At 50.8% G+C, this 13,982-nt stretch carries 17 protein-coding genes and 1 tRNA gene; 3 read left to right on the forward strand and 15 right to left on the reverse strand.

Annotated elements, in window-relative coordinates:
* Positions 1-40: 40 nt before the first annotated feature.
* From ABF463_RS03870 to ABF463_RS03885, 4 genes are all read right to left on the reverse strand, one after another.
* Entirely contained in the window at positions 41-838 is a 798-nt protein-coding gene (locus ABF463_RS03870; RefSeq protein WP_415532237.1) for a hypothetical protein, read from the reverse strand.
* Entirely contained in the window at positions 832-1,530 is a 699-nt protein-coding gene (locus ABF463_RS03875) for an ABC transporter ATP-binding protein (RefSeq protein ID WP_415532238.1), read from the reverse strand. Before ABF463_RS03875 ends, ABF463_RS03870 begins: the two co-directional genes overlap by 7 nt.
* Positions 1,531-1,532: 2 nt before the next feature.
* On the reverse strand, positions 1,533-1,898 hold the full coding sequence (locus tag ABF463_RS03880; protein ID WP_415532239.1) for a GntR family transcriptional regulator: 366 nt from the start codon (positions 1,896-1,898) through the stop codon (positions 1,533-1,535).
* A 170-nt stretch (positions 1,899-2,068) separates the two neighbouring features.
* A complete protein-coding gene (locus ABF463_RS03885; protein WP_415532240.1) occupies positions 2,069-3,799 on the reverse strand; it encodes a bifunctional lysylphosphatidylglycerol flippase/synthetase MprF in 1,731 nt (576 codons plus the stop codon).
* A gap of 204 nt (positions 3,800-4,003) precedes the next feature.
* Here ABF463_RS03885 and ABF463_RS03890 point away from each other — a divergent pair, with 204 nt between their 5' ends.
* Positions 4,004-5,005 (forward strand): M23 family metallopeptidase, encoded by a 1,002-nt coding sequence (locus ABF463_RS03890; RefSeq protein WP_415532241.1) that lies wholly within the window; start codon positions 4,004-4,006, stop codon positions 5,003-5,005.
* Positions 5,006-5,086: 81 nt separating this feature from the next.
* Here the strand turns inward: ABF463_RS03890 and ABF463_RS03895 are convergent, their stop codons facing one another.
* The 7 genes from ABF463_RS03895 to ABF463_RS03925 form a co-directional block, all read right to left on the reverse strand.
* Complete coding sequence (locus ABF463_RS03895; RefSeq protein WP_415532242.1) at positions 5,087-5,647, reverse strand: GrpB family protein; 561 nt, start codon at positions 5,645-5,647, stop codon at positions 5,087-5,089.
* A 60-nt stretch (positions 5,648-5,707) separates the two neighbouring features.
* Positions 5,708-7,456, reverse strand: a complete 1,749-nt coding sequence (locus tag ABF463_RS03900; RefSeq protein WP_415532243.1) for an Rqc2 family fibronectin-binding protein — start codon at positions 7,454-7,456, stop codon at positions 5,708-5,710.
* A 60-nt stretch (positions 7,457-7,516) separates the two neighbouring features.
* A complete protein-coding gene (locus tag ABF463_RS03905; protein WP_415532244.1) occupies positions 7,517-8,620 on the reverse strand; it encodes a Nif3-like dinuclear metal center hexameric protein in 1,104 nt (367 codons plus the stop codon).
* Positions 8,621-8,651: 31 nt separating this feature from the next.
* Positions 8,652-9,347 carry a class I SAM-dependent methyltransferase gene (locus ABF463_RS03910; protein ID WP_415532245.1) on the reverse strand — a complete coding sequence of 232 codons (696 nt, stop codon included), beginning with the start codon at positions 9,345-9,347 and terminating at the stop codon, positions 8,652-8,654.
* A 100-nt stretch (positions 9,348-9,447) separates the two neighbouring features.
* Entirely contained in the window at positions 9,448-9,660 is a 213-nt protein-coding gene (locus tag ABF463_RS03915; protein ID WP_415532246.1) for a DUF1858 domain-containing protein, read from the reverse strand.
* Positions 9,661-9,860: 200 nt separating this feature from the next.
* Positions 9,861-10,139 carry a zinc-ribbon domain containing protein gene (locus ABF463_RS03920; protein ID WP_415532247.1) on the reverse strand — a complete coding sequence of 93 codons (279 nt, stop codon included), beginning with the start codon at positions 10,137-10,139 and terminating at the stop codon, positions 9,861-9,863.
* Positions 10,140-10,170: 31 nt separating this feature from the next.
* Positions 10,171-10,237: transfer RNA gene (locus ABF463_RS03925), tRNA-Lys, on the reverse strand.
* A gap of 919 nt (positions 10,238-11,156) precedes the next feature.
* Here ABF463_RS03925 and ABF463_RS03930 point away from each other — a divergent pair.
* Positions 11,157-11,801, forward strand: coding sequence for an HAD family hydrolase (locus tag ABF463_RS03930; RefSeq protein ID WP_415532248.1), 645 nt, complete (start codon positions 11,157-11,159; stop codon positions 11,799-11,801).
* A 112-nt stretch (positions 11,802-11,913) separates the two neighbouring features.
* On the opposite strand, the gene ABF463_RS03935 is transcribed toward ABF463_RS03930, so the two are convergent.
* The 4 genes from ABF463_RS03935 to ABF463_RS03950 form a co-directional block, all read right to left on the reverse strand.
* Positions 11,914-12,195 (reverse strand): spore coat protein, encoded by a 282-nt coding sequence (locus ABF463_RS03935; RefSeq protein WP_415532249.1) that lies wholly within the window; start codon positions 12,193-12,195, stop codon positions 11,914-11,916.
* Between the two features lie 12 nt (positions 12,196-12,207).
* Complete coding sequence (locus ABF463_RS03940) at positions 12,208-12,384, reverse strand: spore coat protein (protein ID WP_415532250.1); 177 nt, start codon at positions 12,382-12,384, stop codon at positions 12,208-12,210.
* Positions 12,385-12,574: 190 nt separating this feature from the next.
* Positions 12,575-12,946 carry a type II toxin-antitoxin system PemK/MazF family toxin gene (locus ABF463_RS03945; RefSeq protein WP_415532251.1) on the reverse strand — a complete coding sequence of 124 codons (372 nt, stop codon included), beginning with the start codon at positions 12,944-12,946 and terminating at the stop codon, positions 12,575-12,577.
* A gap of 148 nt (positions 12,947-13,094) precedes the next feature.
* Entirely contained in the window at positions 13,095-13,421 is a 327-nt protein-coding gene (locus tag ABF463_RS03950) for a hypothetical protein (RefSeq protein WP_415532252.1), read from the reverse strand.
* A gap of 180 nt (positions 13,422-13,601) precedes the next feature.
* Between ABF463_RS03950 and ABF463_RS03955 the strand changes: the two genes are divergently transcribed.
* Positions 13,602-13,898: a hypothetical protein gene (locus ABF463_RS03955; RefSeq protein ID WP_415532253.1), complete on the forward strand. Its 297-nt coding sequence runs from the start codon at positions 13,602-13,604 to the stop codon at positions 13,896-13,898.
* Positions 13,899-13,982: the final 84 nt, after the last annotated feature.

A 13,982-nucleotide genomic window follows, 5' to 3' on the forward strand; every position in this document is an offset into this window, starting at 1 on the left:
TTCACGGATGAAGAGGGGGCACGCGGCCCTCTCTGCACCGTTATTTCAAACTGGTATGCCTGCGCATAATCCATGCGGTTAGGAAGAACGTACCCGCCGCGAAGGCAACGGAATACAACAGCAACACCCAAAACCAGCCGCCTACAGAACCAAGCGCAACGGTGGCATGTGCAGGGCCTGCTTCCCTGACTTTCAGAATGTTTTGCGAGACATCAAGTTTCATATGCAGCCCGAATTCCAAAATCCAGATCGGTATGCCCCGCACGATGTTGATCGCCGCATAGGATACAAACCCCATAAACACGCCAAATCTGCGCCAGATAGTCAGTTTGGATACCGTGATGGAAAAATAGATATCCAGAATACTGCTCATTGTCAACACAATGTAATACAAGAAGAGCAACAGGATGTCGCTCAGATGCTGTTGCAGCGCTTCCCATAGCTGCCCAAAGGTTGGAAAAACATTGTTGATATCCGGATTGCTTGACACGGCCAAAATCGAAAGGATAACGACCGCGAACAGAAGCACCGCATATAACGTAAACCAAATAAAAGAAACCAGCACTTTGGAAAACAGCAGTTCTTCCGAACGCACCGGCAATGTGAACATCAAGTAGCCTTCATTGCTGTAAAGGTTGCTGTTATACCGCCGGAAAAACGCGAGAAACATCAGCACTGCCAGTGCAAACAGCCCGCCGAAAATAATAAAGCCGGAAATAATCGGGTGCCAATGTGCAAAAACCAGGCTGAAAGCGGCGGCAACCACGTAGACGATAAACGGGACGGCGTAATGCCAGCACATAGCTTTCCACTCGTACTTGATCAGTTTGCTTAGCATTTGAACACCTCCCGGAACAATTCATTGACCGACTGGCCATATTTGGCGCGCACCGCGTCCACCTCATCACTCAGAAAAATCTGGCCTTCTTTCAGAATGACTACGCTATCGAATACACGTTCCACATCCGAGATGAGCTGGGTGGAAAGCAGCACGGTACTGTTCTCGCAGTAGTTGGTCAAGATGGTATCCAGAATCACATCCCGCGCAGCAGGATCTACCCCGCCCAGCGGTTCATCCAGTACATACAGCCTTGCTTTGCGGGACATTACGACCACCAGCTGGACTTTTTCATAGGTTCCTTTAGAGAGCTTTGTCACGCGCATATTCTTGTCGATACCCAGTTTTTTCAACAGTTCAAGTGCCCGTCCCTTGTCAAAATCCGCATAGAAATCCTCAAACAGGTCCACGGTATCGGACACTTTCATCCAGTTGCTGAAATACGTTTTATCCGGCAGATATGCCACCATGGATTTGCTCTGCATCCCCGGTGCAAATCTCCCGATACGCACCTGGCCGGTATAATCGCTGATAACCCCTGTCAGGATTTTAATCAGCGTCGTCTTACCGGCTCCGTTTGGCCCGAGCAGGCCGACGATATGCCCGGCCGGCAGTGAAAAGCTGATATCATCCAGCGCCAAACGCCCCTCATACCGCTTGGTCAGACCGGACACTTCCAGCAATGTATCCATGTTTATCCCTCCCCCGTGTACTTTTTGACAAGCTGCATAATGTCTATTTGGGAAAAACCAAGATGCTGCATTGCATCCATAAAATTCGAGATGACCTTTTGGGCTGATTCCTCGCGCACCGCATTGATGCGTGTAATATCGTCTGTGATGAATCTGCCCGCCGTGCGCTCGGTATGCAAAAGCCCGCCGCGCTCCAGCTCCGCAAATGCCCTCTGCATGGTATTTGGGTTCACCTCCATCTGCTGTGCCAACTCCCTTACGCTTTCCACTTTGCTGCCCGGTTTTCTCACACCGGAAACAATCTGCTGTTTGATTTGTTCCATAATCTGCAAATAGATTGGAAATGTTGAATTAAATGATGGTTTCACGTGCACCACCTTCCATCCTGTACTTCTGTACTAACTCTTTAATACAATAATACAAGAGATGTTTCTGTTTGTCAAGATTTTTCCCGCTTTTTTTAACATCATCACAGAACAGAACAATCCCCTGAAAGCGTTTCCGCACTTCCAGAGGATTGTTGCGCATATCCATGCAATCAGCGATGCTTCACGCGAAACAGGCGTGCCAACAAATGGCACAACCGATTGAACAGAAAATCCTGCACACCGCCGCGATTTTGCGCTTTAATTAACGCATAGGAAAGCTGCGGCGTAAATTTAGCCGGATAATAGATGAAATAGTGCGGTTTCCAGAGCGTCGGGTTGTATTTCTTCTTGTATTGGTACAGCGATTTGAACGCATAAAACCCATTGGCATGTTCAAACACATATGCCAGCAAAGTCGCCACCCGCGTAGACTGGGTATCGGTGCGGGTGTTGGCAAGAGGCGCGACACCCATAGAACCCCAGCGGACGCCCTCCCGGCGAAAGGTATCAAACGCAGTTAATGTGATGCTCTCCATCACACCCGCCGGCGTTCCCCGCCTGTGCCGGGTCACATCGGCATAATACCCATCCACATACGGCAGGAAAACAACAAACGCACAAACCTGTCCGCTATGGTCGCGCGCCAAAAAATAGCGACGATCCAGCGGATCATCCAAGCCCACCGAGCCGAGCAGAAACGACAGCTCGCCACTCTTTTTCTGTGAAAGCCATTCCTGCGAGACCGTCCATATCTCCTGCTCAAGTGCGGCATTCCGCGCAAGCTGCGGTCGGTATTCCTCCACGGTGATTCCTTTGCGTGCCGCCGATCGAACATCTCGCCGAACTTTCGCGGTTTTGGGGCCGTCGATGTTGTAAGACGCCAGTTCAAAAGCCGCCTCTTCCCCGCATTTTGCCGCACCGAATCCCATTCCCTTATAAATTTCCAACCAATCTTCGGATGCCTGACAGAAACAAATCGACAGGTCGTTTTGCTTGCAGAATTGCCGGAATTCCAACAGCATCACCGCACAGTCTTCTTCCCGGCAAATGGGGTCTCCCACACAAACCGCCGTATCCGCCTCAATCACATAAGCAATAAACCCCTCGATTGTTTGCCCGAAATAATAGCGCTTGTCCTGCTCTACATCTACATAAGACAGGCTGTTGTACCCATATTTGCGCAGTAATTCCCGCACGCGGGCATGATCGCGCGCCGAAACAATTGGCTGATATACAAGGGGTTTAAGAATAAACAGCACTGCCGCCGCCAAACTCGCCCAATACAGCACGACTGCCGAACGCAGAAAAATCAGCCCGCGCAGCCCCTTTGGCGACGCACCGGATATATCCATCAAAACAAATAAACGGAGAGACTGATATACAGCGTCCCAAACCGTGGCGATGCCATGAAAATGGTGCCGCATCACAAACAACCCGACTCCCGTGTTGAGCAGCACCAAGGCCACGCAGAGCAACGCAAAAAGCGCACCGCGGCGCAGCGTGATTGGATCTGCATGTCGTGTAAAGTGTCGATGCAGCAGCAGCAGGACCGCTTCCATCAGCAATTCAATTACCACCACCGGCAGCAGCGGCCACCGGGATGTAGCATCATACAGATGCAGCAGAGCCGATAAGGGCAGCAAACAGACCGTGATGTAATACGCCATACGCACCCGTTTATATAACCGATAACTGATAAAGAGCAGCACACACCCCACAACCACCGAAAGGGTCTGATGCAGCGCAGCCGTGCGTGGGGCCAGTATGCCCCCGCCAAACAGCACGAACCTGTTCACCGGCAAGATGTCCGCCACACCAAGCAAGACCATCAAGATCGTAACAGCGGTAATCGCTACGTCAGACAGTATTTCGTTATATGCAATCTGCTGTTTTCTTTTCATATTTCCTCGATTCTGCCAGAAATCTCCGGATTTTGCGCCATATCCAGAAAGTATCATGGACCGCGTGATTTCAGCCCGCCGCTCATAGCAAAGATTCTTTGCAATTTACAGTAAAATGGACCAGCTATCCCACATATATATACTACTGCCGCCTCCTGCTTGCCCAAAAGGAAAACGCGCACTGGCGGCAGGTGAGGAAGAACCGTGAAGCACAAACGATGGATTGAGCGCGCCGCCATTGCGGTGCTGAGCATATTGCTTGCGTTCTTTTCGGTCTCGGCGGGTCAAAAAGCCGTAACCGCAGGCGCGCAGGGCGGAACGGTCAAGTGGGCAGACTTTAATGTTCCCTTGGCCGCCATGCAGTACGCATTAAAATTGGATATACAGACCCATACCACAACAGCACCGCTGCATTTTGCGGATGCGCTGGCCTTTTTGGCGGCCAAATACGGCGGCAACTGGAACCGGTACCGACCCGCCGATCTGGATGCGCTGCGCCAGCAGCTGCAAAGCGGTCAAACCATGCAGGACATCACGGCATCCATGAAAAACTACAGTTACTTTAATCAGGTTTACGATGCCGCACTGGGCAACGCAGTAGGCGACTATGCGACCGGCGCGGGCGGCAACTACACTGAGCAATACGGTTTAAAACTATTCTCCCCCATCGCGGCGGGATACGGGTACGGGCATTATGATGACTTTGGAAATTCCCGCTCGTTCGGTTTCAGCCGCAGGCACCTTGGCAACGACCTGATGGGAACCGTCGGCACCCCTATCTGCGCGGTGGAGGGCGGCTATGTGGAAGAATTGGGCTGGAACAAATATGGCGGCTGGCGCATCGGTATCCGCAGTTTTGATAAAAAGCGTTATTACTATTATGCACATCTGCGGAAAGGGCATCCATACCGCACGGGCTTGGTCAAAGGCGAAGCTGTGCAGTCCGGCGAAGTCATCGGGTATCTGGGTATGACCGGATACAGCAACAAAGAGGACGTCAACGGTATGAATAAACCGCACCTGCATTTTGGCATGGAACTGGTATTCGATGAATCTCAGAAAGAAAGCAACAATGAAATCTGGATCGACGTCTACAACATCGTCAATTTCCTTGCGCAGAACCGCACCCGCGTCGTAAAAAGCGGGAACGATTTTAACCGCACAAGCGATTTTCTCGACCTGCGCTATTTGATGTATTATGATTGATGGGCGTTTCTATGTTGACTATATCTGGTCACTACCAGTTATGCTCATACCGTGCAACACTACATGGCTACAAAATATAATCTATTTGTATATTTCTCCATATTGAAGAATTGCCTTGTATGTGTATTCGCGCACAAATTCCGTCTTACTATCCGTATAACCGTCACGGTTATGCTCGAATTTTTTCCAAAGAGAAAGTTTCAATTTCTCGTAGGATTTCGCGGTATTTTGATGCTCGTTCAAATAATCTCTAAAATACAATTCATCATTATCACCAAGCTCTCTAAGATGCAGATGAAACACTTTTTCAGCAAATCCGTTAGGCGTATATCCCTTGTTAAAGTCAATTCGCGTTTCAGCTTGTGCCATGCATATATAGCCATTCTTCACAAGCGTGCTTTTAAGGGCGTGATGATTATTCAAATTAGCTTCCACCAAAATATCGACGATTGGTTTGGCCCATATGCCGTTTATCGACGTACTGCCGATGTGATGAATTTTGACTTTATCCGGCAGGACGGACAGTAGATAGGCTTTTTCTGTTTGGTACCACTCTTTCCAACAATCATGATGTTCAGTTAATTGAATCGGAAATAGTTTCCACAACTCTTCCAATGACATTTCAGATAAAGGCTTACTCATAAGGCACCTTCTTTAATTATAAGTAATCGGAATTGATTTACGTCACCCTTACTTTGCCACTTACTCTTCCAGCCGTGCGGCAAGGGCTTCATCGGGCTGCACATAAGCGGTATTATATCCTTCATAAATCACCATGCCAGGCTTCGCACCCACTGGTTTTTTCACATGACGCACCGGCGCGTAATCCACCGGCACCTGTGCGGAATCTTTTGCTTTGCTGTGTGTGGCCGCCAACACCGCCGCCTGTGTAAGCGTGCGCTCCGGCACCTCGCGCCCATCCGCCAGCACAATGACATGTGCGCCGGGGATATTTTTGGTATGAAACCACATGTCGGTTTTGGCGGCGGTTTTCAGCGTCAGGCGATCATTTTGCTTGTTGTTGCGACCGATCAGGATTTCAAAACCATCATCCGAAACAAAGTGGCGAGGCGCGTTTTCCCGCAGCTTTTCCCGCTTCTTCCCACGGCGGCGCAGATAGCCGCCCCCAATCAATTCTTCCCGGATTTCCGCCAGCTCGCTCTCCCCACTCGCACGGGAAATCTCGTCCAACACAGTCTCCAAATACCGCAATTCTTCCTCTCCCTCGGCAATCTGCTCGGTCAGGAAACGTTCGGCTGCGGCGGCTTTATGGTAAGCTTTATAGAACTTCTGTGCATTCTGCGCGGGTGTCAGACGAACATCCAGCGCGATCTCAACCAATGCGTCATCATGGTAAAAATCCGCAAGTGAGCAGACAGACATACCCTTTTTCAACTGATAAAGGTTTGCCGATACCAAATCGCCGCGCTGCTTGAGTGCTTCACGGTCTTCACTTGTCGCCAACTCCGTGCGCTGGCGCTCCAGCTTACGGCCAATTCGCTGGGCGGCGTGCTCCACCACCTGCAGCATGTCATGCGCGCGCTGGCTCACCCGCAGCACCCGGTCGCGCTCGGTGTAAAACGCATCCAGCAAAGCGGAGAACGTCTCCATCCGCCGTGTTTGCGCGCGGTCGCCATACTGCATGATGCGCATAAAAGAGAACTCCAGCGGACGGCCAGTCTGCACGTCGGTCAACAGCGTGGGTTCTCCCGTGTGGCTGCGCAAACGCTCCTGCAACGCGGTAAATGCCGCGAGCAATCGACCCCGCCCTGTGTCTCTCAACGTATTTATATCTACAGTCATATCCCCCGCAACCTGCTCGCAAAGTTCTCGGCAGACCAGCGGAGATACCCCCTGCACCCCTTTGAGCATTGCTTTTTCAAGAGAACCGCTCTGCCCCAGAACCCGTTGCAGCGCATCCACCGGTGTCTGCATCAGCAAATCCACTTTATCCTGCGCGGGCGGTGGGGTATACGGCAGTCCCGGCAGAACCTGCCGCTTGCTCGACATTGTGAAATCAATATGCTTAATCGCGTCAATGATCTTTCCGTCCGGACCAATGAAAATGATATTGCTGTGCCGGCCCATGATTTCCACGGACAGGGTTTTCTGCACTTCGTCGCCGAGATCGTCCCGGCAGTCAAAATCTAAATACAGCTGGCGCTCCAAACCTGGTTGGCGAACCGCATGCAGTTTGGCGCCCCCCAAATGTTTGCGCAGCAACATGCAAAACATCGGAGCGGTCATTGGATTCTCTTTATTTTGCGCGGTCAAATGCGCACGTGGGTGATCAGCACTTGACGAAAGCAGCAATTTTGCCCCTCCGCCTTTTTGCCGGAATGTGAGATTCAATTCATCCTTTTCCGGTTGCTGCACCTTATCGACCCGCGCGCCAACCAGCACGCCAATCTCCGCAGCGATAAAAGACAAAAACGCACCGTCAAGCGCCATGGTTTGTTTCCCTTGCTTTCTCCCAGTATATATGGGTTCTCAAATCAGTCTATTCACAGATCAATTGATAAATCTGACCGGTTCTGTCCCGGAGGCCGCCACCGCAAACGTCACATCCGTAAACGCCGCGCCCAAACGCCGGGCAAGCACCGGACAAATCGGCTGCTCGGTGGCAAAATGCCCCGCCGCCACCAGATTCAACTTAGCGGCCGCCGCCGCCAGCATATCCGAATGTTTAATTTCACCGGTCAAAATCGTATCCGCGCCGGATGCCGCCGCAACAGCCGTAAGTTCGCCGTCCCACGCACCGCTGCATACGGCAACGGTTTGCACGGGACGCCCCGCATCGTGGAACGCCACACCCGCTGCCCGCAAACGCGCTTGGACATGACGTGCAAAAGCGTCCGGCTCCACCGGTGCATCTAAGCGTGCGACACGTCCGATTCCGTAAGGTTTTTGCAGAGCGGTATTCTCAAACAGATCGTAGGCAGGCACTTCATAGGGGTGCGCCGCTTTCATCGCCGTCACCACCGCGGCAGTATCACGGGCGTCACAAACTGCCTCAATGCACACCTCGTCCGCTGCCTCCAGACGCCCCTGTACCCCAATATACGGGTTTGCGCCTGCAAGAGGCCGGAAATAACCGGTACCATGCGTTTCAAACGCACAGCTGTCATAGCCGTCATACCGTCCCGCACCCGCTTTTGCCATAGACTCCCGCACGCGCGCGGCGTGGGTCTCCGGCACATAAACGCGTATTTTTTGAAAAGAAAATGCGCCAAGCGGCTGTAAGATGGCGGTTCGCTCCAAGCCCAGCACCTGCACAAGCACGTCATTCACGCCGCCCTCGGCGATATCGAGATTGGTATGCATACAGATAGCGGACAATCCGTGCCGTGCCAGCTGCCATACCGGTGCGGAAATTCCATCCGCGTGCAAATTTGAAATCGGATGAAAAATAACGGGATGGTGGCTGATAATCAGCTGCGCGCCGACAGATACGGCTTCCTCGCAAACTTCGGAGGTGATATCCAACGCCACCAACGCCTTTTGCACCGATAAACTGCCGTCGCCCGCAAGCAGGCCGACATTGTCCCATTTTTCAGCCAAATGTAAAGGCGCCCAGTTCCGTAACAGGGAAAAAACATTTTCTACCGTTGTCATCCGCGTTTTCCTCCACCGCAATACCCGTAGCCTAAGTGCAGACCGCTTCCACTGCCGCCTGCTCCAAACGGCTCGCAAGAGAAGCCCATTGTTCTGCCTGGGCGGCACAGGTGGCAGAACACGCCAGTCCGGCGGCTTTTTTGCGCAAGCGGCTCGCCTGCCAGAGCAAATAGGCAGATGCGGCCGGGCCGCCTGTTTCAAGAAGGCGGCCAGCGATACAAAAGAAATCATCCGGTTCAAACGGCACACCGCCAAATCGCGCGTTCATAACCAGATAATGTTTGCTGCCCTCCACCGCCGCGTCCTCACGCTCAATCACGAACCCTTCCCGGCACAAATAGGCGTGCAAAACCTCCTGTGCGGTCATTGGCTGCAAGATCAGCCGCACATCCGGCTGACGCACCCAATCACTTCCCGACAGGATCGTAACAATCAGATCACCGCCCATGCCGGCAATAATGATATCTTGCGCCTGCACACCCGCCAGTCCATCAGTCTGTAACAAAGCCATGTTTTCCGCCACACCATACTGTGCCACAGTCCGCGCGGCGCGCGCAAGCGGTCCTGAGTGCACATCACTCGCCAAGGCGGACGGATTGTGGCCTGAACAAACCAGCCACACCGGCAGATAAGCGTGATCAGTACCAACATCAGCCACCGTCGCACCTGGCCGAACAAACGATGCTGCCAGTTGGAGGCGTGCGCTTAACGGCGGCAATGCATTCATAAAAGTCTCCTTGGCAGCACAATCCCGCCCGCAACACTCTCTAACCAAAAAATAAATGCCATCCGGCACACCGGATGGCATTTTGTGTGCCTACGCAGCATCAATTGGCAGCGCTGGTAGCAAGATATTCGTTGATTTTTCCAACCAGTTCTTCGCTATCGGTGCCATGCACCATACAGGCTTCTTCAATGCTCTCGCCGCGGGATGCCGGGCAACCCAAGCAATGCATTCCCATGCTGACGAAAAATTCTGCTGTCCCCATGTCAAGATCAAGCACTTCGCCGATCAACGTTTGTTTTGTTACCTGTGCCATTCAAGAAACCTCCTTGACTACTTTGCAACATCATGCAAAGACAATACCCTATCCTAATGCTTTTATTATACCCCAAAAATGTACGGTTTGCAATAGTCTGCTTCTATTCAAACCGGCATCCATTTCACTCGCTGTAAAAAAACAAAAGAAACCCCGGAAAAATCCGGGGTTCAAAATCAGTTCAAACAAAAGTGTCGGAATTAGCGTTGCTCCTTGATTTTAGCGAAGCACTCACTGCAATAGACGGGCCGATCTTCTTTGGGCTGGAAAGGAACTTTGCACTCTTTGCCGCATGATGCGCAAACAGCAGTAAACATTTCACGCTGGGGCTTACCCGCGTTCTTACGAGCATCGCGGCAGGATTTGCATCTCTGGGGCTCGTTGACGAACCCTTTCTCAGCATAAAATTCCTGTTCGCCGGCTGTGAAAATAAATTCCTCGCCGCACTCTTTGCAGATAAGTTTTTTGTCCTGGTACATGCATTTTACCTCGCTTTGGAAATATAGAATTTGCCCAAGGACGGATTTGAACCGACACCTTTGAAAAAACCAACGCTCTTCCGTTGAGCTACTGGGGCATTTGACCACTAAATATCTGCGACGGACTAACAAAGCTGTTTCCTGATCTTCTGCAACGCGTTATTTATCATTTTAATCTGTGCGCAAAACACATCGGCCATGCCGACATAAAGAGCACCCAAAAGATACAGGCATAGAATCACACGCTTTTTGAAGAAAGACGAACACGCACAGCAACAACAAAGATGCTGACGATCTCCTTGAAATAACAATTTCTTCAGAATCGGTGTTTTCTTTGGAAACAGCTAGTTGAACATTGGTTTGATCATCAAGTGAAAATGCATGATTGCGTGAAATTGATTTGCCACAATCCTTATGGCGGGAACCATTCGCCGCCCAATACAATTATATGCACATGCACAAAAAGATATAAAAAGAAACACATACCTTTTGCACATTATATTAGCTGCAACAACAGGTGCCGTGTAAAACCAGACAAACAACAACATACAATCGATAATTCGTCCGGCAACACGATTCCCAACTGATTTTATTCCGCTCCCGTTACAAACGTAACGTTTGTCGAAACCTTTTCTATCATACGGCATTTTTCAAAAATTGTCAAGTGAAACATTCCGATTTGCAAGAGCAAAACGGTGGATTACCATGGTCTTTTTGTGCAATCTGCCAAACATTCACTGTGTTTTTGCCTGTTTAGCCAACATGCGCGCCTCTATTCATTCTGCCCATACACGTCCATAGTTTGGAAAACCATCCGGATGGCAGACCATCAACCAACCATTCCCTCGCGCACATTTTTCAAGCAAAACAGCGGCATCAGATTTCTTTTTCAGAAAAAACGCGGTATAATAAAGTCATTATGCAGCCATTTTCCAAAGTTTATCGCTGGTTTTCTGGCTTTTCGATTACTACATCTTAACAGATTGCACCATTTTAGTGCATCAGGAGGTTCTACCCATGTATTTGGCCTGTATTTTTGATTTAGACGGTACTTTGGCGGATTCATTGCGGGACCTCGCCGAAGCATCCAACCACGCGTTGGCTGCGCAGGGCTACCCCACACATGAGATCGAACGCTATCGGTATTTCGTGGGCAACGGCATCCCCAAACTGATCGAACGTGTCCTGCCGCAAGACGCCTGTACACCGGAAATTCTAAACCGCACACGAGCAATTTTTGACACGTACTATGAAGTGCATCGGTTAGACCACACCGCGCCATACGAGGGCATTGTTCCTTTACTTGATAGTTTACATGAAAAAGGTGTCAAGCTGGCCGTTGTCTCCAACAAGCCGGATGTGTTTGCCAAAAAAATCGTCACCACATTATTTGGAGACCGATTCCATCCCGTTTTTGGAAACCGTCCGGATGTACCGCGCAAACCGGACCCCGCGGCCGCACTGGAAGCCGCAACCATGCTGGGCGTTCAACCGGAGGAATGCCTGTTTCTGGGTGACTCCGGCGTGGATATGAAAACTGCCGAGGCGGCAAAAATGACTGGAGTCGGCGTTTTATGGGGCTTCCGTGACCGCGACGAATTGCTTGAAAACGGCGCGAAACGGCTATTAGCTCGACCGGAAGAGCTGCTGGAGCTGTTTTAACAGACCATTATCCAAGAAAAAAGATTGGGTACAAGCCGCTGACCGGTCAGACACCGACGCCGGGGCGTTTTTCCGCTTTGCAAGCCGGAGAAAGCGCCCCGGTGTCGGCGTGTCATGCCATTGGCTGCTGATATTTTTGACGCACGCTGGTGACCTGCGCCGCGTCTACCATCTGCATGGGATACCACCCGCGTTTTTGCATCTCGGTGTATAGTTCAGACAGAATCTCCTGCTCGTCTTTGAGCAATTCAAGAAATTCGTTGTGCAGATTGGGCGTAATGCTTTCACTGGCGGAAACATTGTACCTGAATGCCATCTCTTTTTGTGTCATCACGGCATCCGCGAGGATTTCTTTATCTCCCCATTGATTTTTGGTGTTATTTCCAAACGGCATGGTTCGCCCTCCTTACACAAGGTGGTTCAATAGACGGTTAAAATGGTCTTGATGCCTTGCAGACACCTGCTCAAATTTTGCTTTAAGCTGCGGGTCCGTACAAACGATTGAAAGAGACGCATACTTTTTTATCAAAACCTGCTCATCAGCCAGATGGCTATCCATCGCCTGCAATTCTCTGTCAGTCAATATCCTCTCCCCTTTCAGATTATAGGCCTTATTTTATTTTTCCGCGCAGACCGGTCAATATGCGTATGCTTCGGCAGACAAATGTACAAAAAAAATTCCGCTGGAACAGCGGAAAAATCAAATGTGTTTGAACATCCACCCCGTCACAGACCTGTGTCACGGGCGAACTGACTCCATCCCGCGGGCGCTTTTATGTAATCTTTGCATTCCCGCGCGGGCCGCCAAGGCCAAAACTGATGGAGAGAGCCTGATTGATGCGCCGCATGGCGGGCGAATCAAGCGTTCCCATATGCTCTTTTAACCGCCGTTTGTCCAACGTGCGAATCTGTTCAAGAAGGACGACCGAGTCCTTAGAAAGCCCGCACGATTCCGCATGGAGGTCGATGTGCGTGGGAAGCTTCGCCTTACCAGTCTGGCTGGTGATCGCAGCCGCGATCACTGTTGGGCTGTATTTGTTTCCCACATCATTCTGCACAATTAAAACCGGGCGGATACCACCCTGCTCAGAACCTACAACAGGACTTAGATCCGCGTAATAAATGTCACCTCTGTGTACTGTCACAGCTGCCACGCTCCGATTTCATTCTTTTAAACTTCTGTCCTTATTTTGCCCTAATTCCCACGTGTTATGCATCCTGCCGTTCATTTTTCCGTGCGGTCACGGCACCACGTACGGAAACGGGCATCAATCGCACGCCCTATATTCCAGTCTATTCGGCAATGGCGCAGAATGGGACAACACCCGGTAGCACCCTGTCCAAATCTGCATAGAATGTAGCAGGTGCAAATGCACCGAACCGTATTTTCCAAGACAATGAACGGGAGCTGATTTTATGCCGAATCTCGACTGCTGCTGCTCCAAACCGCCGTTTGTCCCAGAATGCCGCGCCTGCACAGACCAAGGCTGTAATGGCGTACGCTTTTTCCCGCAGGTAAGACGGGACTGCTTCTGGCCGGTGTTTACGCACCCCAGGTGGTTGTGCTGCAAAGTGCTCTACTGCTGCCATCGTTGCAGACGATGAACTGAACCCTTCCACATATTGAATCCTTACACAGCAATGCCGCCATATGGCGGCTACATAATGTCCGGGCCACATTGCAAATTCGTATGGATTATGCTAACATGAGACAAACAGAACAGCGGTCTCATGCCCGCAATCAATAATAATCACCGGTTGATGGTGCAGACAGACTGAGAGAAAGGGGAGCGACCATCTATGCAGGGTATCATTTTGCTGCTGGGTTTCACAGCCGGTACAGGCTTGATTTTCCACATCTTTTTCGAAAAATTTAACCTGCGCAAACGTTTTGCACCAAAAATGCAATGGTGGACGCCCGGCGCGCTCGTGCTTCTGTTTGTCTGCACAGCTATGCTTCTGGTGCGGCTGTTCACGGTGGTCGATCCACTCGGGCGGCTCTGGGTACTGTCGCACAGCATTGAAGGTGTTTTTCTGGGATTCTGGATTGCAAGTGTGCCTGTTTTTTCACCCAACAAACGCTGGGACAAGCCTTAAAACAACTATATTCAGCCATTTAAGGTGCGCGGACCAATCAGTAGAACGAAACTATTGGGAAAGCGCGTCCTATTTTTCCAATAC

This window comes from Ethanoligenens sp., assembly GCF_047718355.1.
Classification (GTDB): domain Bacteria; phylum Bacillota; class Clostridia; order Oscillospirales; family Ethanoligenentaceae; genus Ethanoligenens.

Coding starts and splice junctions, on each gene's coding strand:
- ABF463_RS03870 (WP_415532237.1), bottom strand. CDS start 838: ATGCTAAGCAAACTGATCAAGTACGAGTGGAAAGCTATGTGCTGGCAT.
- ABF463_RS03875 (WP_415532238.1), bottom strand. CDS start 1,530: ATGGATACATTGCTGGAAGTGTCCGGTCTGACCAAGCGGTATGAGGGG.
- ABF463_RS03885 (WP_415532240.1), bottom strand. CDS start 3,799: ATGAAAAGAAAACAGCAGATTGCATATAACGAAATACTGTCTGACGTA.
- ABF463_RS03895 (WP_415532242.1), bottom strand. CDS start 5,647: ATGAGTAAGCCTTTATCTGAAATGTCATTGGAAGAGTTGTGGAAACTA.
- ABF463_RS03900 (WP_415532243.1), bottom strand. CDS start 7,456: ATGGCGCTTGACGGTGCGTTTTTGTCTTTTATCGCTGCGGAGATTGGC.
- ABF463_RS03905 (WP_415532244.1), bottom strand. CDS start 8,620: ATGACAACGGTAGAAAATGTTTTTTCCCTGTTACGGAACTGGGCGCCT.
- ABF463_RS03910 (WP_415532245.1), bottom strand. CDS start 9,347: ATGAATGCATTGCCGCCGTTAAGCGCACGCCTCCAACTGGCAGCATCG.
- ABF463_RS03915 (WP_415532246.1), bottom strand. CDS start 9,660: ATGGCACAGGTAACAAAACAAACGTTGATCGGCGAAGTGCTTGATCTT.
- ABF463_RS03920 (WP_415532247.1), bottom strand. CDS start 10,139: ATGTACCAGGACAAAAAACTTATCTGCAAAGAGTGCGGCGAGGAATTT.
- ABF463_RS03930 (WP_415532248.1), top strand. CDS start 11,157: ATGTATTTGGCCTGTATTTTTGATTTAGACGGTACTTTGGCGGATTCA.
- ABF463_RS03935 (WP_415532249.1), bottom strand. CDS start 12,195: ATGCCGTTTGGAAATAACACCAAAAATCAATGGGGAGATAAAGAAATC.
- ABF463_RS03955 (WP_415532253.1), top strand. CDS start 13,602: ATGCAGGGTATCATTTTGCTGCTGGGTTTCACAGCCGGTACAGGCTTG.